19 protein-coding genes are annotated in these 19,781 nt (G+C 70.7%); 12 read left to right on the top strand and 7 right to left on the bottom strand.

Annotation, left to right across the window (positions count from 1 at the left end):
• The first annotated feature begins 24 nt into the window (after positions 1–24).
• Positions 25–1,071, top strand: coding sequence for a helix-turn-helix transcriptional regulator (locus H4N64_RS18830; protein ID WP_186283513.1), 1,047 nt, complete (start codon positions 25–27; stop codon positions 1,069–1,071).
• Here H4N64_RS18830 and H4N64_RS18825 read toward each other — a convergent pair.
• Both H4N64_RS18825 and H4N64_RS18820 read right to left on the bottom strand, forming a co-directional pair.
• Complete coding sequence (locus H4N64_RS18825) at positions 1,025–2,023, bottom strand: LuxR C-terminal-related transcriptional regulator (protein ID WP_186283512.1); 999 nt, start codon at positions 2,021–2,023, stop codon at positions 1,025–1,027. The two genes, H4N64_RS18830 and H4N64_RS18825, sit on opposite strands and share 47 nt — an antisense overlap.
• On the bottom strand, positions 2,020–3,030 hold the full coding sequence (locus H4N64_RS18820; protein ID WP_186283511.1) for a helix-turn-helix domain-containing protein: 1,011 nt from the start codon (positions 3,028–3,030) through the stop codon (positions 2,020–2,022). Before H4N64_RS18820 ends, H4N64_RS18825 begins: the two co-directional genes overlap by 4 nt.
• Positions 3,031–3,309: 279 nt before the next feature.
• Here H4N64_RS18820 and H4N64_RS18815 point away from each other — a divergent pair, with 279 nt between their 5' ends.
• Positions 3,310–3,648 (top strand): hypothetical protein, encoded by a 339-nt coding sequence (locus H4N64_RS18815; RefSeq protein WP_186283510.1) that lies wholly within the window; start codon positions 3,310–3,312, stop codon positions 3,646–3,648.
• Between the two features lie 152 nt (positions 3,649–3,800).
• Here the strand turns inward: H4N64_RS18815 and H4N64_RS18810 are convergent, their stop codons facing one another.
• Positions 3,801–4,211: a pyridoxamine 5'-phosphate oxidase family protein gene (locus H4N64_RS18810; RefSeq protein ID WP_186283509.1), complete on the bottom strand. Its 411-nt coding sequence runs from the start codon at positions 4,209–4,211 to the stop codon at positions 3,801–3,803.
• A gap of 130 nt (positions 4,212–4,341) precedes the next feature.
• Here H4N64_RS18810 and clpB point away from each other — a divergent pair, with 130 nt between their 5' ends.
• Positions 4,342–6,939 (top strand): ATP-dependent chaperone ClpB, encoded by a 2,598-nt coding sequence (clpB, locus tag H4N64_RS18805; protein ID WP_186283508.1) that lies wholly within the window; start codon positions 4,342–4,344, stop codon positions 6,937–6,939.
• A gap of 102 nt (positions 6,940–7,041) precedes the next feature.
• On the top strand, positions 7,042–7,572 hold the full coding sequence (locus H4N64_RS18800; RefSeq protein WP_015658966.1) for a YbjN domain-containing protein: 531 nt from the start codon (positions 7,042–7,044) through the stop codon (positions 7,570–7,572).
• An 88-nt stretch (positions 7,573–7,660) separates the two neighbouring features.
• On the opposite strand, the gene H4N64_RS18795 is transcribed toward H4N64_RS18800, so the two are convergent.
• The gene (locus H4N64_RS18795; protein WP_186283507.1) at positions 7,661–8,851 is read right to left on the bottom strand and encodes a pyridoxal phosphate-dependent aminotransferase; all 1,191 of its coding nucleotides are present in this window, start codon (positions 8,849–8,851) and stop codon (positions 7,661–7,663) included.
• Positions 8,852–8,990: 139 nt separating this feature from the next.
• On the opposite strand from H4N64_RS18795, the gene H4N64_RS18790 reads away from it, so the two are divergent.
• From H4N64_RS18790 to H4N64_RS18755, 8 genes are all read left to right on the top strand, one after another.
• Positions 8,991–9,248: a hypothetical protein gene (locus H4N64_RS18790; protein WP_260859789.1), complete on the top strand. Its 258-nt coding sequence runs from the start codon at positions 8,991–8,993 to the stop codon at positions 9,246–9,248.
• Between the two features lie 374 nt (positions 9,249–9,622).
• Complete coding sequence (locus H4N64_RS18785) at positions 9,623–10,159, top strand: DUF2617 family protein (RefSeq protein WP_186283506.1); 537 nt, start codon at positions 9,623–9,625, stop codon at positions 10,157–10,159.
• Between the two features lie 62 nt (positions 10,160–10,221).
• The gene (locus H4N64_RS18780) at positions 10,222–11,859 is read left to right on the top strand and encodes a polyamine aminopropyltransferase (protein WP_186283505.1); all 1,638 of its coding nucleotides are present in this window, start codon (positions 10,222–10,224) and stop codon (positions 11,857–11,859) included.
• Positions 11,860–11,910: 51 nt separating this feature from the next.
• Positions 11,911–12,702 (top strand): SRPBCC domain-containing protein, encoded by a 792-nt coding sequence (locus H4N64_RS18775; RefSeq protein ID WP_186283504.1) that lies wholly within the window; start codon positions 11,911–11,913, stop codon positions 12,700–12,702.
• A gap of 49 nt (positions 12,703–12,751) precedes the next feature.
• Positions 12,752–13,540, top strand: a complete 789-nt coding sequence (locus H4N64_RS18770) for an aldose epimerase family protein (RefSeq protein ID WP_186283503.1) — start codon at positions 12,752–12,754, stop codon at positions 13,538–13,540.
• A gap of 10 nt (positions 13,541–13,550) precedes the next feature.
• Positions 13,551–14,099, top strand: coding sequence for an orotate phosphoribosyltransferase (gene pyrE, locus H4N64_RS18765; protein ID WP_186283502.1), 549 nt, complete (start codon positions 13,551–13,553; stop codon positions 14,097–14,099).
• Positions 14,100–14,238: 139 nt separating this feature from the next.
• Entirely contained in the window at positions 14,239–15,261 is a 1,023-nt protein-coding gene (fbaA, locus tag H4N64_RS18760; RefSeq protein ID WP_186283501.1) for a class II fructose-bisphosphate aldolase, read from the top strand.
• 59 nt (positions 15,262–15,320) lie between these two features.
• The gene (locus tag H4N64_RS18755) at positions 15,321–16,769 is read left to right on the top strand and encodes an MFS transporter (protein WP_186283500.1); all 1,449 of its coding nucleotides are present in this window, start codon (positions 15,321–15,323) and stop codon (positions 16,767–16,769) included.
• A gap of 6 nt (positions 16,770–16,775) precedes the next feature.
• On the opposite strand, the gene H4N64_RS18750 is transcribed toward H4N64_RS18755, so the two are convergent.
• The 3 genes from H4N64_RS18750 to H4N64_RS18740 all read right to left on the bottom strand — a co-directional run bounded on the left by H4N64_RS18750 (position 16,776) and on the right by H4N64_RS18740 (position 19,781).
• Positions 16,776–17,195 (bottom strand): DUF3151 domain-containing protein, encoded by a 420-nt coding sequence (locus tag H4N64_RS18750; RefSeq protein WP_186283499.1) that lies wholly within the window; start codon positions 17,193–17,195, stop codon positions 16,776–16,778.
• Between the two features lie 40 nt (positions 17,196–17,235).
• A complete protein-coding gene (locus tag H4N64_RS18745; RefSeq protein WP_186283498.1) occupies positions 17,236–18,834 on the bottom strand; it encodes a glycosyltransferase in 1,599 nt (532 codons plus the stop codon).
• Positions 18,835–18,917: 83 nt separating this feature from the next.
• Entirely contained in the window at positions 18,918–19,781 is an 864-nt protein-coding gene (locus H4N64_RS18740; RefSeq protein WP_186283497.1) for a hypothetical protein, read from the bottom strand.

Below are 19,781 nucleotides of genomic sequence, written 5' to 3'. Positions count from 1 at the left end.
CTGGAACTGGGGGTGGGATGGGCGATGGCCGGGCACGGGACGGATGGGCATCCACACGGTGCTGACCGACTGTGCGAGGCCGGGGATCGGGTGTATTCCCGGGCCGTACGGCGCGGCCGTGTGCCCCGCGAGGAGGCGGAGGCGGTGCCGTGTCTGCTGGAGCTGGCTTTACTGCACCCGGATCCCGACGACATGGCCTGGCTGGTGCCGACGTCCCCGCAGGAGGTCATGACCCGGCTGCTGCGCGGGGTGTACGACGAGGTCAGCGCGAGCCAGCGGCGGATGGGCTCGGCGGTGGCCGCCTTCGAGTGGTACGCGGGACTCGGCCCCCAGCCGCAGAACGGCCCCGCGGAGGGCACCGCGATCCGTGTCCTGGACGGGCTCTCCCGGATCCAGGCCGCCATGGACGAGGCCACCGCCGCCTGCACCACCGAGGTGCTCACCGTCCAGCCGGGCGGCATCCGCCCCGAGCACGAGCTGACCGAGGGCCTGCACCGCGCGATGGCCCTGCGCGCCCGCGGGGTACGGATGCGCGACCTGTACACGCATGTCGCCCGGCACGGGCAGGGCCTGCTCAACTACCTGGAGCTGATGGGCGACGCCGTGCAGGCGCGGACGCTGGAGGAGGTCATCGACCGTCTGATCCTCTTCGACCGTACGGTCGCCTTCATCCCCGCCAACGCCGACCGCACCCTCGCCCTGGAACTGCGCCATCCCGCGCTCGTGCAGTACCTGGTGACGGTCTTCGAACGCCTGTGGCGCCTGGCGATCCCGCTCACCGCGCCCCTGCCCGAGACGGGCATCGAGGGCATCTCCTACCGCGAGCGGTCCATCGCCGCGCTGCTCGCCGAGGGCCACCAGGACGCGGTGATCGCCGAGCGTCTCGGCATCAGCGTCCGTACCTGCCGCGCCCATATCGCCCGGCTCTCGGAGACGCTCGGCGCGGCCAGCCGTACCCAGCTCGGCGTCCGGATCGCCCAGGCGGGCCTCGACGGGCCGCCACGGCCGAGCGGCCTCGGCCCGATCAGCCTCCCTGACGTTCCTGGCCGAGGATCCCCGACTGTCCGATGAGATAGCCGAGTTGGGCCCGGCTCTCACTGCCCAAGGTCGCCGCCAGCTTGGCGATGTGCACACGGGCGGTACGGATGTTCATGCCGAGCCGGTCCGCGATGACGGCGTCGGTGTGGCCCTCCACCAGCAGCCGGGCGATGGCCCGTTGGCGCGGGGTGATGCCGTTCAGCGTGGGCTGCTGGACGGCCTCGGGGTACATCGGGGTCGCCAGCTGCCACAGCCGGTCGAAGGTGGTGGCGAAGTAGGAGATCAGTGCCGGGTGGCGGATCTCCAGGGCGTGGTTGGCGTCGGCGCTCGCCGGGATGAAGGCGACGGTACGGTCGACGCAGATCAGCCGGTCGGTGACCTCGTCCAGGGTGCGCGCCTCGACATCGCCCACCAGGTCCTCGTAACGCGCCATGACCTGGGGGGAGTGGCGCAGGGTGTGCGGGTAGAGGGTGCGGATGCGGCCGCCGCGGTTGAGGAGCTCCTGGTCGCGGGTCATGGCCGTGAGGTGGGTTGCGGGGTTGGTGCGGGAGCCGTAGCTGGTGTGCGGCTGGATGGTGAGCACTTCGTGCTCGGCCTCGGCCATGGACTCGGTGAGGACGTCGTTGATGCGCCGCTTGCCGCTGATCACCTCGATCAGGGGCTGCTGGGTCTCCGTCGTGCGCCGGCCGCCGATGCGCATCCACGCCTCGAAGGTCTCCGCCAGGGCCAGTTCGCGCCGGCGTTCCTCGGCGACGCGTTCCGCGGAGGAGCGCAGCAGCCGGTGCAGGGCGGTGGCCGGGGCGACCGGCTCCAGCAGGTCGACGTCCTCCACGGTGGGCTGGAGCAGTCCCGCGTCGACCAGGCAAGGGGCCTGGGCGGCCTCCTGAGCGCTTATCGGGCCGTTCCGCAGGGCGTGCTCGTACAGGAGTGCGCCGGGCGCGCACAGCTCGTCCACACCGTGTTCGAGGTGCCCGGTCCCGCTCACTGCTCGCGGTCCAGGATCCCGGACTGCGCGATGAGGTAGCCCAGTTGGGCCCGGCTGCCGCTGCCGAGGGCGTTGGCCAGCTTGGCTATGTGGGCCCGGCAGGTGCGTACGTTCATGCCGAGGCGGCGCGCGATGGCCTCGTCGACATGGCCCTCCACGAGCAGTTTGGCGATGGAGTGCTGGATGTCGGTGATGCCGTCCGGGTCGGTCTCGTAGGGCGCGCCGGCGCTCAGCGGGACGGCCCGGTTCCACATGAACTCGAACACCTTGATGAGATAGCCGACCAGGCCGGGGTGGCGCAGTTCGAGGGCGACCTGGCGGTCGTCCCGGATGGGGATGAAGGCGACCGCCTCGTCGCAGATGATGAGGCGCTCCACCAGTTCGTCGATGGTGCGGTATTCGGCCTTGCCGTCGGAGAAGTGGTCCACCCAGGCGAGCCGTTCGGGGCTGTAGCGGGCGGTGTGCTGGTAGAGGGTGCGGATCCGCACTCCGCGCTCGATCAGCAGCTTGTCCCGCTCCAGCGCCTGGACGAGCTGCCGTTCGGGGTGGCGGTGGCTCGGCTGGACGGTGAGCATCTCGTTCCGGCACTGGGCGATGGCCAGGTCGAGCGCCCCGTTGATGCGGTCCAGGCCCTCCAATACGGTGATCGAATGCGTGGAGGCCTCGCCCTGGGCGGTGAGGGCCATGAACGGCTCGAAAGCGTTGGCCAGCTCGATGGAGAGCCGTCGGTGCTCGGTGATCTCCCGTTCTATGGGATTGAGCCGCTGGGCGAGGGCGACCGCGGGCGGCACCGGGCGCAGCCAGCTCGCGTCGTCGGGATCGGGGTGGAGCAGGGCGAACTCCATCAGACAAGGGGCGGATTCCACGTCTGAACGGGCGATACGTCCCGTGCGCAGTGCGTTCGCGTAAAGACGACCGCCTTCCTCGCACAACTCCGTCACAGCGTGGGGATGCGTCGCTTTAGTCCGATTCATTGCTAAATCTCCACCCCCCAGGGTCCTGAACATGCAGGAACATGATGCACCGATCGTGTGGCCATGACGTGCCCGAATGAGCCATCGTCTTACTCGACGGGGGAAGAGGGGACCTTCAAGTGAGGACGAAGCCGACTATGCGTAAGAGAATGCTTCGCTCGGTGCTTGTCGCCGCCTTCTCCGCCGTTGTGGCCTTCGGATCGCTGAGTGGCCTCTCGGGTGTGAACGGCGACAGTGCCTGGTCGAGTCCGGCCGCTACCGCGGCTGGGGGCGATACTCCTGTCCACACGGATGACAGCGCGTGGAGTTGACGTGACGACCCCACCCGACGACCGCTCGTTCCGTCGCGAAATGGCCACCGCCTACCGCTCCGGCTGGCACTTCATCGATCTGGTCACCGCCATCCCCCACCCTGGTGACTCGCTCATGGTGACTGTCTTCGGAGAGCCGGTCGTCGTCACCCGGGACGAGGACGAGGACCTGCGGGCCTACCGGTGCCTGCGGCGGCCCCGAGGGGCGCCACAGCCGGTGCGCTGTGCCATCCGATACGGAATGATCTTTGTGAACCTGGACCAGCGGGACCATCAGCAGCTGGTGGACCCAGAGGTCCCGGTACCCCGGACCATCTCAGCCACCCCCCGCAGTGCCTGACGCGATTCCCCCGTCGTAACAGATCGCTCAGGTGCTTCCCCCCGCAGCGGCGTCACCGTGACCTGAACACGGTGACGCCGCTGCAGTTTTACGGCACATTTCCGGTTATCCGCCTGATCCGGTGCTGGCCGAAAACCATCAGTCGCACGGGTTCAGCCGCGCCCCATGGCCCGCTCCAGTTCGATCTCGATCACCACGCGTGCCGGATTCGGTGACGGGGTCCGCTCATAGCGCTCGGCATACCGCCGCTCGGCCTCCGCGATCCGCTCCCGCTCGGTGCGCACATACGCCCGCCCCTCCAGCGTCGCCCAGCGCCGCCCGTCCACCTGGCACACGGCGACACGCGCCCCCTCGGGCCCGGCGGCCAGCACATTCGAGACTTTGGTGCTCGCCTTGTTCGCGATCACCCGGGCCAGCCCCGCCTCGGGGTCGTAGGTCACCCCGACCGGCACCACATGCGGGCTGCCGTCCGGGCGCGGGGTGGTCAGAGTGCACAGGTGCCGTTCCCGCCAGAAGCTGAGATACGAGGCGTCGGGGTCGCTCGGGTCCACGGAGTAGCTCATGGTGCCGGAACTTAACCGCCGGAGCCTCCCCGCACATACTTGAGTGGAATAGACTCAACTTTGTGTACGTTGCTTGAGTCAGCGTGGATGAGGGCTGCTCGCCCGCTGCCGACAGGAGGAGAAGGGATACGTGGACGCAGAGCTGACCAACAGGAGCCGGGACGCCATCAACGCGGCCAGCAACCGGGCCGTCACCGAGGGGCACCCGGACCTCACGCCGGCCCACCTGCTCCTGGCTCTGCTTCAGGGGCGGGAGAACGAGAACATCACCGACCTGCTGGCCGCCGTGGAGGCCGATCAGGCGGCCGTCCGTGCCGGGGCCGAGAAGGTGCTCGCGGGGCTGCCCAGCGTGACCGGATCGACCGTGGCGCCGCCGCAGCCGAACCGGGAGCTGCTCGCGGCGATCGCCGAGGCGCAGACGAAGGCCCAGGAGCTCGGGGACGAGTACCTCTCCACCGAGCATCTGCTCATCGGGATCGCGGCGAAGGGCGGCCCGGCCGCCGACGTACTCTCCCAGCAGGGCGCCACCGCGAAGAAGCTGCTGGAGGCGTTCCGGAAGGCAAGGGGAGGACGCCGGGTGACCACAGCCGATCCGGAGGGCCAGTACAAGGCCCTGGAGAAGTTCGGCACCGACTTCACCGCCGCCGCGCGCGAGGGCAAGCTCGACCCGGTCATCGGCCGGGACCAGGAGATCCGCCGGGTCGTCCAGGTGCTGTCCCGCCGTACCAAGAACAACCCCGTCCTCATCGGTGAGCCCGGCGTCGGCAAGACCGCCGTCGTGGAGGGGCTCGCCCAGCGGATCGTGAAGGGGGACGTGCCCGAGTCGCTGAAGGACAAGCGGCTGGTGGCGCTGGACCTGGGCGCGATGGTCGCGGGGGCCAAGTACCGGGGTGAGTTCGAGGAGCGGCTGAAGACCGTGCTCGCGGAGATCAAGGACTCCGACGGGCAGATCATCACCTTCATCGACGAGCTGCACACCGTCGTGGGCGCCGGGGCCGGCGGCGATTCGGCCATGGACGCCGGGAACATGCTCAAGCCGATGCTCGCGCGCGGTGAGCTGCGCATGGTCGGCGCCACCACCCTCGACGAGTACCGCGAGCGGATCGAGAAGGACCCCGCCCTGGAGCGGCGCTTCCAGCAGGTGCTGGTGGCCGAGCCGACGGTCGAGGACACGATCGCGATCCTGCGCGGACTGAAGGGCCGCTACGAGGCCCACCACAAGGTGCAGATCGCCGACAGCGCCCTGGTCGCCGCCGCCACCCTCTCCGACCGCTACATCACCTCCCGCTTCCTCCCGGACAAGGCCATCGACCTGGTCGACGAGGCCGCCTCCCGCCTCCGGATGGAGATCGACTCGTCCCCCGTCGAGATCGACGAACTCCAGCGTGCCGTCGACCGGTTGAAGATGGAGGAGCTGGCGCTGAGCAAGGAGACCGACGCTGCCTCCCGCGAGCGCCTGGAGAAGCTGCGCCGTGACCTCGCCGACAAGGAGGAGGAGTTGCGGGGCCTGACCGCCCGCTGGGAGAAGGAGAAGCAGTCCCTCAACCGGGTCGGTGAGCTGAAGGAGAAGCTCGACGAACTGCGCGGCCAGGCCGAACGGGCCCAGCGCGACGGCGACTTCGACACCGCCTCCAAGCTCCTCTACGGCGAGATCCCCACCCTGGAACGGGACTTGGAGGCCGCCTCCGAGGCCGAGGAAGAGGCCGCCAAGGACACCATGGTCAAGGAGGAGGTCGGCCCCGACGACATCGCCGACACCGTGGCCGCCTGGACCGGCATCCCGGCCGGGCGCCTGATGGAGGGCGAGACACAGAAACTCCTGCGCATGGAGGAGGAGTTGGGCCGCCGCCTCATCGGCCAGACGGAGGCGGTCCAGGCGGTGTCCGACGCCGTACGGCGCACCCGCGCGGGCATCGCCGACCCGGACCGGCCCACCGGCTCCTTCCTCTTCCTCGGCCCGACCGGTGTGGGCAAGACCGAGCTCGCGAAGGCCCTCGCGGACTTCCTCTTCGACGACGAGCGGGCGATGGTCCGCATCGACATGTCGGAGTACAGCGAGAAGCACAGCGTGGCCCGGCTGGTGGGCGCGCCTCCCGGCTACGTCGGCTACGAGGAGGGCGGCCAGCTGACCGAGGCGGTGCGCAGGCGGCCGTACTCCGTGGTGCTGCTGGACGAGGTGGAGAAGGCGCACCCCGAGGTCTTCGACATCCTGCTCCAGGTGCTGGACGACGGCAGGCTGACCGACGGCCAGGGCCGTACGGTCGACTTCCGCAACACGATCATGGTGCTGACGTCGAACCTGGGCAGCCAGTTCCTGGTGGATCCGCTCACCAGTGAGCGCGAGAAGAAGGAGCAGGTCCTGGAGGTGGTCCGGACGGCCTTCAAGCCGGAGTTCCTCAACCGTCTCGACGACCTGGTCGTCTTCTCCGCCCTCACCAAGGACGAGCTGGGCCGGATCGCCCGGCTCCAGATCGACCGCCTCGCCAAGCGGCTCGCGGAACGCCGGCTCACCCTGGAGATCACCGACGAGGCCCTGGCCTGGCTCGCCGACGAGGGCAACGACCCGGCCTACGGTGCCCGCCCGCTGCGCCGCCTTGTCCAGACGGCCATCGGCGACCGGCTCGCCAAGGAGATCCTCTCCGGCGAGGTCAAGGAGGGGGACACGGTCCGGGTGGATGCCTTCGGGAACGGTCTGATCGTAGGACCGTCCACCGGAAAATCGCTCTGAGCGGAAATCCGCCAACCGCAGGTGAACCATGCGGGGCGGGGCTTGCCACCCCCCTCCCCGCATGGGGGAGGATGGCGGGATCCGTACGAAGGGAAATTCACGGTGAGCATCGACCCGTCCTCGATTCCGAACTTCGGGGGCCAGCCCGAGCCGCAGCCCCAAGGACCGGCGGGCCCCGTCGTCCCGGATCAGGACCTCGTGAAGCAGCTCCTCGACCAGATGGAGCTCAAGTACGTCGTCGACGACGAGGGTGACCTCGCGGCGCCGTGGGAGCAGTTCCGTACGTACTTCATGTTCCGTGGTGAGGGTGACCAGCAGGTCTTCTCGGTGCGGACGTTCTACGACCGGCCCCACAAGATCGACGAGAAGCCCCAGCTGCTGGAGTCCATCGACGACTGGAACCGGCGGACCCTGTGGCCCAAGCTCTACACCCACACCCACGACGACGGCACCGTCCGCCTGATCGGTGAGGCGCAGATGCTGATCGGCACCGGAGTCAGCCTGGAGCACTTCGTCTCCTCCACGGTCAGCTGGGTGCGGGCCGCCATCGAGTTCGACAAGTGGCTCGTGGAGCAGCTCGGCCTGGAACAGGAGATCAACGACGCCGAGAAGCCCGAGGGCGACGAGGAGTAATCAGGTCTTACCCACGAGAGCCCGGCCAGGGCACCGACCACCACGGTCGCGTGCCAGGGGCGGGCTCTTGCCGGATGGGCCGGGTGGATCAGCCCGCGAGGGTCTTCAGGCGCTGTACGGCCTCCTCCAGCACCTCGGTCCGCTTGCAGAACGCGAACCGGACGAAGGGCGCGCCCGCGTCCCGGTGGTCGTAGAACACGGCGTTGGGGATGGCGACGACCCCGGCGCGCTCGGGCAGGGCACGGCAGAAGGCGAAGCCGTCCGACTCGCCGAGGGGGCGGATGTCGGTGGTGATGAAGTAGGTGCCCGCCGAGGTGAACACCTCGAAGCCCGCGTCCCTCAGGCCCGACGCCAGCAGATCCCGCTTGGCCTGCATGTCCGCGCGGAAGTCGGCGAAGTAGGAGCCGGGCAGCGCGAGCGCCTCGGCGACGGCGTACTGGAACGGCCCGGAGGCGACGTACGTCAGGAACTGCTTCGCCGAGCGTACGGCCGTCACCAGGCCGGGCGCGGCGGTCACCCAGCCGACCTTCCAGCCGGTGAACGAGTACGTCTTGCCCGCGGAGCCGATCGTGACCGTCCGCTCCCGCATCCCGGGGAAGGTCGCCAGCGGCAGATGCTCGGCGCCGTCGAAGACCAGATGCTCGTACACCTCGTCCGTGACGACCAGCAGATCCCGCTCCACGGCGAGCTCCGCCACCGCGGCCAGCTCCTCGCGGGTGAGGACGGTGCCGGTCGGGTTGTGCGGGGTGTTGATCAGCAGCAGCCGGGTGCGGTCGGTGACCGCGGCGCGCAGCTCGTCCAGGTCCAGCCGGAAGCGCCCCTCTGCCGGGCGCAGGGTGACGGGGACCCGGCGGGCGCCGGCCATCGCGATACAGGCCGCGTAGGAGTCGTAGTACGGCTCCAGCGCCACCACCTCGTCGCCCGGCTCCAGCAGTGCCAGCAGCGAGGCGGCGATGGCCTCCGTCGCGCCCGCGGTCACCAGAACCTCGGTGTCCGGATCGTAGGTCAGCCCGTAGAGCCGCTGCTGGTGCGCGGCCACCGCGGTGCGCAGCTCGGGCACGCCCGGGCCCGGCGGGTACTGGTTGCCGCGTCCGTCGCGCAGCGCGCGCACCGCCGCCTCCCGGACCTCCTCGGGGCCGTCCGTGTCGGGGAAACCCTGGCCCAGATTGATGGATCCGGTCCGCAGGGCCAGCGCCGACATCTCGGCGAAGATCGTCGTTCCGAACTCGGCGAGGCTGCGATTGAGAAGGGGACGCGCGCTTGAGGTCATGCCGGCCATCCTGCGCCGAAGCTCTGGAGTTCCTCAACTCTGCTTTCGGGTGTGAGCGGGGAGGGCATTTCCCGGTCACGCAGCGAGCGAGGCGCCCACGGGGGGCCGCTTCGGGGGAGCTGCGGAGAAACGGAAGGAGGGTGACGTCATGCCCATGGCTCTCGGCATCATCCTGGTGGTTCTGTTCGCGGGTCTGGTCACGCTGGCGCTCGTGGGGGCCGGCCGCCGGCAGGAGACGCAGCGGAACCGGCGCTCGTACGGCCGCCGCGACAGCAACGACAGCAGCAGCTGGTGGGCCGGCGGAGGAGACAGCGGCGGCTCGTCGTGCGGCTCCTCGGGACACTCCTGCGGAGGCGGATCGTCGTCGTCCTGCGGCGGCGGTGGCGGATGCGGGGGAGGCAGCTGACACGGGGCAGCTGAGCTCCGGCAGGGGGAACCGCATCCGGACAGCGGGGCCCGCCCACGGGGGCGGGCCCCGCTTCAGTGTCCACGGCACGGTCGTTCGCCTCGGCGTGCGACCCAGCCGACACGGCGCACGCTGAGGTTGAACAGTTGCGCTGGGGAGCCCCCTGAGGGATGGAAACCCCACGAAGTTGGGTAAAAGCGCTGTGGTGGCGCCACCGTTCATGATTCCCTCTAAATCGCCAACGCAGCCCCTCGGACGCCCCGCGGCCACCCCCCTGACTCGCCGACCGGGCCGAACCGGGCCGATCTTCCGGTGCCGACCGGGTTGCGCCGGACCACATCTCCCTTTTCTTTGCGTGCTAGCGGAGCCGATCCATGCTCACGACCCTGAACACCTCCTACACCGACACGAGCGCGGCCGACCTCGCCTGGGCCCTGGGGCGTGAGCCGCTCCCCGCACTGGCCACACTCGACCTCGAACTGTCCGGGGCGAAGCTGCAGTTGAGACTGCTCGGCGCGTCCCACCAGGTGCTCCTGGAGGAGGAGCGGGGCACTTGCTCGGAGACGGTGGCATGCATCCCGGGCAGCAGCACCCCACTCCCGCTGGGCGTCGCCAAACGGGTCGGCGACTGGGAGTACGAATTCGCCGCCCGCGTCGAGGTCCTGGCGCCGGGTCAGTTCGCGGCCCGCGCACAGGAGTTGCTGGCGCTGGTCGCCGAACGCCCCAACGGACTGGTCGGCGTCTTCCCCGGCAGCCCGCACGCCTTCACCGCACTGCTGGTGCACAGCCACGAGGGGCAGATGCACTGGCGGACCTGGCACGCCTACCCGCAGGACGGCCAGTTGGTGGCGACCCGGACCCGGGTCGGCGTCCGGGTTCCGGCGAGCGCCCTGAGCCCGTCGGGTATTTGAGGGCGCCAGTTCCACACGTGTGGGTGACGAGGCGTGTTGGGCGCGTGACGTAACGTCGCAGCGTGATCGAACCGCACGCGCCCGCCCCGCCAGGCCCCCCGGCAACCTGGGGCGGCCCGGCGCGGCTGCCCGTCCGGCCGGGGACAGGACGCTTTCTGGTCCTCGCGGGCGTCTTCGTCTGCGCCGCCTGCGGACTCGTGTACGAACTCGAACTGGTGGCCCTCGCCTCCTACTTGATCGGCGACTCGGTCACCCAGGCCTCCGTCGTGCTGTCCGTCATGGTCTTCGCGATGGGCCTCGGCTCGCTCGTCGCCAAACGCCTGCGCTGGCACGCCGCCGCCGGCTTCGGCGCGATCGAGACGGTCCTCGCCCTCGTCGGCGGCTGCAGCGCGCTCGCTCTGTACGGCGTGTTCGCCTGGACCGGCGACTGGGGCGGACTCTGGGCACAGGGGCCCCGGGTGCTGCTGGTCACCTTCTCCCTCGCCATCGGCCTGCTGATCGGCGCCGAAGTCCCGCTGCTGATGGAGCTGATCCAGCGCATCCGGCGTCAGGACGCGGGCGGCGCGGTGGCCGACCTGTTCGCCGCGGACTACGTCGGCGCGCTCGTCGGCGGCCTCGCCTTCCCCTTCCTTCTCCTGCCGCTGCTCGGCCAGTTGACCGGCGCGCTGATCACCGGCGCGGTCAACGCGCTGGCCGGCGGCGTCCTCGTCCTCGGACTGTTCCGCCGCGACCTGACCCGGCGCGCCCGGCTGCTGCTGCTCGCCGCCAACCTCACGGTCCTCGGCATCCTCGCCGCGGCCGCCGCCCACGTCGACGACTTCGAACGGGCCGCCCGGCACGCGGTGTACGGCGCAGACGTACGCGTGGCGCTCCAGACCGACGTCCAGGAGGTCGTCCTCACCGGAGGCACCGACGGCCACCCGGTCGACCTCTACCTCGACGGCCGGCTCCGCGTCAGCGGCCGCGACGAACACCGCTACCACGAGGCGCTGGTCCACCCGGCGATGAACGGCCCGCACGAGCGGGTGCTGATCCTGGGCGGCGGCGACGGGCTGGCGGCGCGGGAGGTGCTGCGGCACCCGGGGGTGCGGCGGGTGGACATCGTGGAACTGGACGCGGAGGTGGTCCGCCTGGCCCGCGAGGACCCGGCACTCGCCGGCCTCAACGGCCAGGTGTACGACGATCCGCGCGTCCATGTCACCACGGCGGACGCCTTCCGCCACCTGCGCCGTACACCCACGGCCCGCTACGACGTCGTCGTCTCCGACCTCCCGGACCCGGGCATCACGGCGAGCACGAAGCTGTACTCGCAGGAGTGCTACGGCCTGGCCCGGCGCATGCTGACCGACGACGGGCGCCTGGTGGTGCATGCGGGCCCGGTGGCGTCCCGCTCCCGCGTCTTCTGGACGGTCGAGTCGACGCTGCGGGCGGCGGGCCTGTGGACGGCGCCCTACTCCGTGGTGGGGAGGGATCCCGGCTTCGCGGCGGGCCCGGACCGCTCGTCCGGCCGGACGGACGCGCCGGACGACTGGGGCTTCATCCTGGCGACCCGCGGCAGCGGCCCCTCCCTGGGCCTGTCCCCGGGGGGCCCGCGCCTGCGGACGCTGACGGAGGGGCGGCTGCGGGAGGACGCGAGAGCGGCGGAGGAATTGCGGGTACGGGGGTTGGCGGCGTCGACGCTGGTGCATCCGCGGTACTGATTACGCCGATGGGGGGTGCGGCGGCGGTCGTCCTGGGTAGGCTCCGCTGACATGGAGCTTGAGGTGTTCGTTCCGGTGGCCGCGGCTCGGTTGAGGGAGGCGCTGTCCGATCCCGCGCGGATCGCCCGGGCGCTTCCCGGGCTCCAGCAGGACGCGGGTGCGGATACGCCGGTGAGCGGCCGCCTGAGGGTACGGGTGGGCGGTCACACGATCACGTACCGGGGCGCCCTGGCCGTCACACCGAGCGAGGACGGCTCGTACGAGGTGGAGGGCGAGGCGGCCGAGGCGAGGGGCACGGGCTCGGTGCAACTGTCCCTGAGGCTCCGGGTGACCGATTCGGAAGACGGCTCGACCCTGACCTTCGAGGCCAGGGCAAAGGCGGACGGCCGCATCACCCAACTCCCGCCGGAACAGGTGCAATCGGCGGTCACAAGGCTGCTGAACCGTTTCGCGGAGAACCTGGGGGCGATGGAGGCGGAGCCGGGGCCGACGCTTCCTGAGCCGGAGGAGACGGAGGCGCCGGAGCCCGCGGGCGCCGACGTCGAGGAAGCCCCACAGGGGCCACCCGCACCCGAAGACGAAAGCCGCACGGACAGTGCGGGTGGGAACCAGTCCGCCGAAGGCGAAGCCGGGGCGCCCCCCGAAGCCGCCCATGCGCGCCGCACCATGATCGGCCGCAGCGCCGAAGAGGTCGACCACGCCCCACCCCGCGGCCGCTACTCCCCCGTCCCAGCCCCCCAGCCCAACCAACCCGCCTCCACCCTCCGCTGGGCAGCCCCGGCGGCCGCTCTCGCCGTAGCCTCCGCGATCGTCGTGAGCCGAGTCCTCAGAAGACGCCGATAGGACAGCGGTGAGGCGGAGGCCCTCTTGATCACCCCAGTAGGGTCGTCCCGTGAGTAACGAAGACATCACGCTGACCGCGGGCGACGCGGAGGTGACCGTACAACCGGGCAACGGCGGCCGTATCGGAGGACTCCGCGTCGGCGGAACCGAACTCCTCCGCCAGGGCGACCGCTTCGGCTGCTTCCCGATGGTCCCGTGGTGCGGCCGCATCAGGGACGGCCGCTTCAGAGACGGCGCCACCGTCGTCCAGATGCCCCTGAACTCCCCACCCCACGCCATCCACGGCACTGCGAGGGACGGCGCCTGGCGCACCGCCCGCACCACCGCGGACGAGGCGGTGATCACGTACGACCTCGTCGACCCCTGGCCGCACACCGGACGCGTCACCCAGGTCGTCGGCCTCACCGAGAGCTCGCTGACGCTCACGATGTCGGTGGAGACGTACGCGGACTCCTTCCCGGCCCAGATCGGCTGGCACCCGTGGTTCAACCGCACCCTCGGCGGCGAGGACGTGACGCTCGACTTCACCCCCACCTGGCAGGAGGAGCGCGGCCCCGACCATCTGCCCACCGGCAACCGCGTCGACCCCGAGCCGGGCCCCTGGGACGACTGCTTCGGCATGACCGACGGCGTGGACGTCACCCTCACCTGGCCCGGGCAGCTCGTCCTGAAGGTCACCAGCCCCGAGGAGTGGGTCGTCGTCTACGACGAGCAGGAGGCCGCCGTGTGCGTGGAGCCGCAGACCGGCCCGCCGAACGGCCTGAACACGCTCCCCCGCCTGGTCACCCCGCTGGAGCCGCTGGAGGCCACGACCACCTGGAGCTGGACCCGCCTCTAAGCTGTTCGGCATGACGGACGTACGCGGCGAGCTGCTGCAGCAGATCAAGGACAAGGCCGTGGTGCACGGCAAGGTGACCCTCTCCTCGGGTCTGGAGGCCGACTACTACGTCGACCTGCGCCGCATCACCCTCGACGGAGAGGCCGCCCCCCTGGTCGGCCAGGTGCTCCTCGACCTCACCGCCGACCTGGACTTCGACGCGGTCGGCGGCCTCACCATGGGCGCCGACCCGGTCGCCGCGGCGATGCTGCACGCGGCCGCGGCCCGGGGCCGGAGGCTGGACGCCTTCGTCGTCCGCAAGGCCGCCAAGGCGCACGGGCTCCAGCGCCGGGTCGAGGGCCCGGACATCGCCGGCCGCCGCGTGCTCGTCGTCGAGGACACCTCCACCACCGGCGGCTCCCCGCTGGCCGCCGTGGAGGCCGTGCGCGAGGCCGGCGCCGAGGTCGTGGCCGTCGCGACGATCGTCGACCGGGCGACCGGGGCCGCCGAGAAGATCGAAGAGGGCGCGGGCGTGCCGTACCGCTACGCGTACGCCAAGGACGAGCTCGGACTGGACTGAGGTCCGGCCTGAGACAGCTCTCGGAGCATCCCGGTTCGTCTGGAAAGATGGGCCCGACGACGATGAAGTCGCCTCCCCAGGTCTAGGTCAGGGCCGTAAGTACGCAGAACGCAACCCGCACATCACAAGGAGCGGACAGATGCCCATCGCAACCCCCGAGGTCTACAACGAGATGCTCGACCGGGCGAAGGCAGGCAAGTTCGCCTACCCGGCCATCAACGTGACCTCCTCCCAGACCCTGCACGCTGCGCTGCGCGGCTTCGCGGAGGCCGAGAGCGACGGCATCGTCCAGATCTCCACCGGTGGTGCGGAGTTCCTCGGCGGCCAGCACAGCAAGGACATGGTCACCGGCGCCGTCGCCCTGGCCGAGTTCGCGCACATCGTCGCCGCCAAGTACGACGTCAACGTCGCGCTGCACACCGACCACTGCCCGAAGGACAAGCTGGACGGCTACGTCCGCCCGCTGATCGCGGTCTCCGAGGAGCGCGTGAAGGCCGGCCGCAACCCGCTGTTCCAGTCGCACATGTGGGACGGCTCCGCCGAGACCCTGGCCGACAACCTGGCCATCGCCCAGGAGCTGCTGCCCCGCGCCGCCGCCGCGAAGATCATTCTTGAGGTCGAGATCACCCCGACCGGCGGCGAGGAGGACGGTGTCAGCCACGAGATCAACGACGAGCTGTACACCACCGTCGACGACGCCCTGCGCACCGCCGAGGCCCTCGGCCTGGGCGAGAAGGGCCGCTACCTGCTGGCCGCCTCCTTCGGCAACGTCCACGGCGTCTACAAGCCGGGCAACGTGGTGCTCCGTCCCGAGCTGCTGAAGGACCTCCAGCAGGGCGTCGGCGAGAAGTACGGCAAGGCGAGCCCGTTCGACTTCGTCTTCCACGGAGGCTCCGGCTCCACCGCGGAGGAGATCGCCACCGCGCTGGAGAACGGCGTCGTGAAGATGAACCTCGACACCGACACCCAGTACGCCTTCACGCGTCCGGTCGCCGCCCACATGTTCCAGAACTACGACGGCGTCCTGAAGGTCGACGGCGAGGTCGGCAACAAGAAGACCTACGACCCGCGCACCTGGGGCAAGCTGGCCGAGGCGAGCATGGCCGCGCGCGTCGTCGAGGCCTGCGCGAACCTGCGCTCCACGGGTACGAAGATCAAGTAAGCGGAGTTTGTGCGACGAGCCCGGTGCTACGGCACCGGGCTCGCTGTATACCTGGGGTCATGCCCGACGTACGGCTCGCCTCCCCGCAGGGCCGCTGGATCCTGCTGACCACCATCCTCGGCTCCAGCATGGCCCTGCTGGACTCGACCGTCGTCAATGTGGCCCTGCCGCGCATCGGCCGCGATCTGGACGCCGATCTGGCGGCGTTGCAGTGGACGGTCAACGCGTACATGGTCACCCTGGCCGGACTGATTCTGCTGGGGGGCTCACTCGGCGACCGCTACGGCCGCCGCAAGATCTTCGTCATCGGCGTCATCTGGTTCGCGGCGGCCTCCCTGCTGTGCGGGCTCGCCCCGAACGCAGGGGTCCTCATCGCCGCCCGCGCCCTCCAGGGGATCGGCGGAGCGCTGCTCACGCCCGGTTCCCTCGCCCTCATCCAGGCCTCCTTCCACCCCGACGACCGGGGACGGGCGGTGGGCCTGTGGTCCGGGTTCGGCGGGATCGGGGCGGCCGTGGGGCCGTTCCTCGGCGGCTGGCTGGTGGACGGGCCCGGCTGGCGGTGGGTGTTCCTGCTGAACGTGCCGCTGGCGCTGCTGTGCGTCCCCATCGCCGTACGCCATGTCCCCGAATCCGGGGACGGCACCAAGCACGGCCGCTTCGACGTGCTCGGCGCGGCCCTCGGGGCGCTGGCGCTCGCCCTGGTGACGTATGCGCTGATCGAGGCGGACTGGATCACGGCGGCCCTGGGCGTGGCCCTCGGGGTCGCCTTCGGCTACGTCGAGAAGCGGCGCCCCGACCCGATGATGCCGCTCGACATCTTCGCGTCCCGCCAGTTCACCGCCGTCAACCTGGTCACCGTGTGCGTGTACGCGGCCCTCGGCGGGTTCTTCTTCCTCGCCGCGCTCCAGCTCCAGGTCGTCTCCGGCTACTCGGCCCTGGGCGCGGGTACGGCACTGCTGCCGACGACCGTGCTGATGCTGCTGCTCTCCGCCCGGTCCGGCGAGCTGGCCGACCGGATCGGGCCGCGGATCCCGCTCACCGTCGGACCGCTGGTGAGCGCGGTCGGCCTGCTGCTGATGCTGCGCGTCGGCCCGGACGCCTCCTACCTGGCCGACGTACTGCCCGCCGTCCTCGTCTTCGGGTTCGGCCTGGTCACCCTGGTCGCTCCGCTCACCGCCACCGTCCTCGCCTCCGTGGACGTCGCGCGGGCGGGTCTGGCCAGCGGCATCAACAACGCGGCCGCCCGCGCCGCCGGCCTCGTCGCCGTGGCCGCGCTGCCCTTGCTGACCGGGATGGGGGAGGACGCCTACCGCTCGCCGGACGCCTTCGACGACGCCTTCGGCCAGGCCATGCTCTGGTGCGCGGGCATCCTCGTGGCAGGCTCCGCCCTGGCCTTCGCGACGGTACGACGCCTGCCGCCGGACTGCCGACACCCCGAATGCCTCACCCACGGCTCGATCACCGCTCCGCCCTTGGAGGGGGACCGAGCCAAGGGGCGCATCGGATAGTGGCAACTACCGCTTCAGCTCGGTGTACGCCTCGGCGCTGCTGTCCTTGAGGAACTGCCAGCAACGCTCCGTCTCGTCCTTCTCGTCGATCTCGCCGGCGGCACGGGCGAGGGCGGCGAGGCAGCGCAGGAACCCGCGATTGGCCCGGTGGTCCCAAGGGATGGGGCCGTGCCCCTTCCAGCCGGCCCGGCGCAGCGAGTCCAGACCGCGGTGATAGCCGGTCCGCGCGTACGCGTACGACTCGACCACTCGCCCCGCCTCGAAGGCGTCGTCGGCGAGCATCGCCCACGCGAGCGAGAACGTGGGGTGCTTCGCCGCGACCTCGGCCGGGGGCTGGGATTCCTCGCCCAGCAGGCGGTACGCCTCTTCGTTCTCCGGGAGGTACGTCGGTTCCGGGCCGCCGAGCAGGTTCTTGTGCGTCGTCATGGAAGCAGTCTGCCACTTGAGGATGGGGCCATTCAGGTGGTCACCGTAGCGTGAGGACCGTGGCTGTCCCGAGCGAGCCCTGGGTCGGGATCCTGCGGATCAGGGGCTCCCGGTCACCGATCAGCCGCTTGAGGCCGGCGGGGCCGGGCTGCAGGCGCCCCCGTTCGAAGAGGAGCAGGCTGACCTCGGTGTCGGCGGGTACGCGCATCTTCTTGTACTGCGCATACGTGACGGCATCGCACCCGGAGTACCAGCCGACCTCGGGCTCGTAGCCCGTCACCACCAGGCACGGGCCGGGAGACGCGAGCTGCCGCGCTGCTGGAACGGTGGACGCGGCCAAGCGTGTCGGCCCCGGCATCGCGCCATGTGCCACGACTTGGGCAGTGCCCAGGACCGTGAGGGCAGCGAGCGTGGCGACGGCGGTGAGCACACGCACCGCCTGCCTGCCGGTCAGTTCGGCCACGGCGTCGACACCGAGAACGGTGAGGAGGACGACGGAGAGGTAGACGAAACGCGGTTCGCCGTCGGTGGCGAAGCCCAGGATCACGAAGACGAGCAGGGCGGTGGTGCCCAGGAACACCCGCCGTCGGTCGTCCGCCCGCAGTTCGTGCGCCCTCGCCCGGCGGACCCGGCGTACGGCGGCGATGGCGGCGATGACGCCCACGCCCATCACCACGGCACCCAGGTCGCCTGCCAGTCGATACGGGAAGATCGCCAGGTAGTAGACGAGGCCGTCGCCCACGTAGGCGCGGTTGGCCTGCGCCGTCGCCGAGAAGACCAGGCCGAGCGGCCAGCCGGCGACCTTCGTCGCGTACACGAAGTGCGGGAACAGCCCTGCGATCACGATGGCCACGGCCGCGAGGAGCCGGCGACCCTGGACGGCCCAGGCTCGCGGACCGTAGGCGAGGAGCGCGGCCAGACAGACCGCCGCAAGGTTCCCCACCACTCCGTAGCGCAGGTAGAAGGCGGCCAGGGCGACCAGGGGCACAGCCAGCAGCGCGCGCGAGCCCTTCTTCTCCTGCGCGCGTACGAGGAGGAAGACGACGAGGAGGAGCAGGCCCGTCGCCCCTATGTCATTGAGGAACTCCGGTATTCGGCGCAGGAAGCCCAGCCCGCTGAGCAGGAGGAGTACGACCACGACAGCCCGCCGGGGTGTCGTCCAGCGGGCAGCGACCAGGTACGTGGCCGTGAGCGTGAACAGGGCGAGGATCAGCGCCACCGCGCGCAGGGCGCCCACGTCGTTGTGCAGGGCCAGAGCGAGGGCGCCCAGCGCGGGGAGCCCGACGGGCCGGTACATGCCCCAGCCGGCGTCGGGCGTCCCGTTCAGCCAGGAACGGGCCTTGTTGGCGTACACCGCCTCTTCGTGGCCGATGTACGGCTCGTGGTCCTGCAACGCGGCCCACACCCCGGCGGCGAGAAGGAGCACCCCGAGCAGATAGGTCCATGCGGGCACGCGCCGGAGCCGGTCCGCCGGCGGCACCCGACCGACCGGCTCGTCCGTCAGGTCCTCCCACGGCCGGGCCAGCAGCCACAGCGGAGCGGCGGCCAACAGGTACGGCCAGGGCTGGTATCCGGGGAGCCAGCCCCCCAGCCCGGCGGCGAGCATGACCTGCTGCAAGCAGGCCAGAGCCGTCAGCACGACCGCAGCGGAACAGGCCTTTCGCTGGGTCGCCGCCGGCCTCAGAGGAACGGGCGCCGGGAGCTGCCTCAGTTGGATGTCTGTCATATGCGTGCCGAGAGTGACCTCTCCGCACGCAGCAGCAGCAAGGTCACCACCAGCAGGGCGCCGCTGGAGGTGCACAGCACGGCCAGTGCCGTGTCGGTGTCCGGCGCTCCGGGGGTCGAACTCCACCAGTACGCGTTCCACTGCGTGCTGTCAGGGAGTTCCATCCAGGCTGCGATCCAGTAGTGCGGCGTCCAGGTACGCCAGCCCGTGGTCACCAGAGGCAGGGTGGCTGCCAGGGGGCCCGCTCCCAGGACGGCAGCGGGGATGACGGCTCGTGCGGCGGCAGCCGCGCACAGAGTGAGTGTGGCGAAGAACGACAACACCAGCAGGGCCTTGGCACAGGCAGCCGACGCGTCGCCCCACCCGGGCAGATGGACATCCGGTGGCGCCGGGTCCGACGGGGCCGAGAGATGCCGTGGACCTCCCGGAGGTTCCACGACCTGGCAGATCCTGATGGCTGTCCACAGCACCGCCGCTGTCACGGCCATGCTGAGCACCCCGAGGAACAGCACGACCACGAGCTTGCGCACCATCAACAGCCATACGCGGGCCTGGTACAGCCGCACCAGCGGCCATGTTCCGCTTTCCAGCCCCTCGGCCAGCACCACACCGCCGAGCAGCGCGGCGAGCACCAGGCCGAGCAGGGAGGCGTGGTGCCATGCGGCTGCCTGGACAGCTCCGGCCGGAGTGGCGAGTGCCGCGAGTCCCTGGTCCGCTTCCGCCATTCCGCGCGTGGCGGCGTCGAGGTACCAGAACACCGCGCGCACCGCCGCGGCACCGGCGATCAGGACGGTCAGGACGGCGGCCGGTTGGGCCGCCAGCCGTACCTCTGCCCGCAGCGGAGTGATCATCCGTGTCAT

It is taken from the genome of Streptomyces cupreus (assembly GCF_014257025.1).
GTDB lineage: Bacteria > Actinomycetota > Actinomycetes > Streptomycetales > Streptomycetaceae > Streptomyces > Streptomyces cupreus.
This window is presented reverse-complemented; position numbering and strand designations above follow the sequence as displayed.

Coding starts and splice junctions, on each gene's coding strand:
- H4N64_RS18830 (WP_186283513.1), top strand. CDS start 25: ATGGCCGGGCACGGGACGGATGGGCATCCACACGGTGCTGACCGACTG.
- H4N64_RS18820 (WP_186283511.1), bottom strand. CDS start 3,030: ATGTTCAGGACCCTGGGGGGTGGAGATTTAGCAATGAATCGGACTAAA.
- H4N64_RS18810 (WP_186283509.1), bottom strand. CDS start 4,211: ATGAGCTACTCCGTGGACCCGAGCGACCCCGACGCCTCGTATCTCAGC.
- H4N64_RS18795 (WP_186283507.1), bottom strand. CDS start 8,851: ATGGCCGGCATGACCTCAAGCGCGCGTCCCCTTCTCAATCGCAGCCTC.
- H4N64_RS18790 (WP_260859789.1), top strand. CDS start 8,991: ATGCCCATGGCTCTCGGCATCATCCTGGTGGTTCTGTTCGCGGGTCTG.
- H4N64_RS18785 (WP_186283506.1), top strand. CDS start 9,623: ATGCTCACGACCCTGAACACCTCCTACACCGACACGAGCGCGGCCGAC.
- H4N64_RS18775 (WP_186283504.1), top strand. CDS start 11,911: ATGGAGCTTGAGGTGTTCGTTCCGGTGGCCGCGGCTCGGTTGAGGGAG.
- pyrE (WP_186283502.1), top strand. CDS start 13,551: ATGACGGACGTACGCGGCGAGCTGCTGCAGCAGATCAAGGACAAGGCC.
- fbaA (WP_186283501.1), top strand. CDS start 14,239: ATGCCCATCGCAACCCCCGAGGTCTACAACGAGATGCTCGACCGGGCG.
- H4N64_RS18755 (WP_186283500.1), top strand. CDS start 15,321: ATGCCCGACGTACGGCTCGCCTCCCCGCAGGGCCGCTGGATCCTGCTG.
- H4N64_RS18750 (WP_186283499.1), bottom strand. CDS start 17,195: ATGACGACGCACAAGAACCTGCTCGGCGGCCCGGAACCGACGTACCTC.
- H4N64_RS18740 (WP_186283497.1), bottom strand. CDS start 19,781: ATGACACGGATGATCACTCCGCTGCGGGCAGAGGTACGGCTGGCGGCC.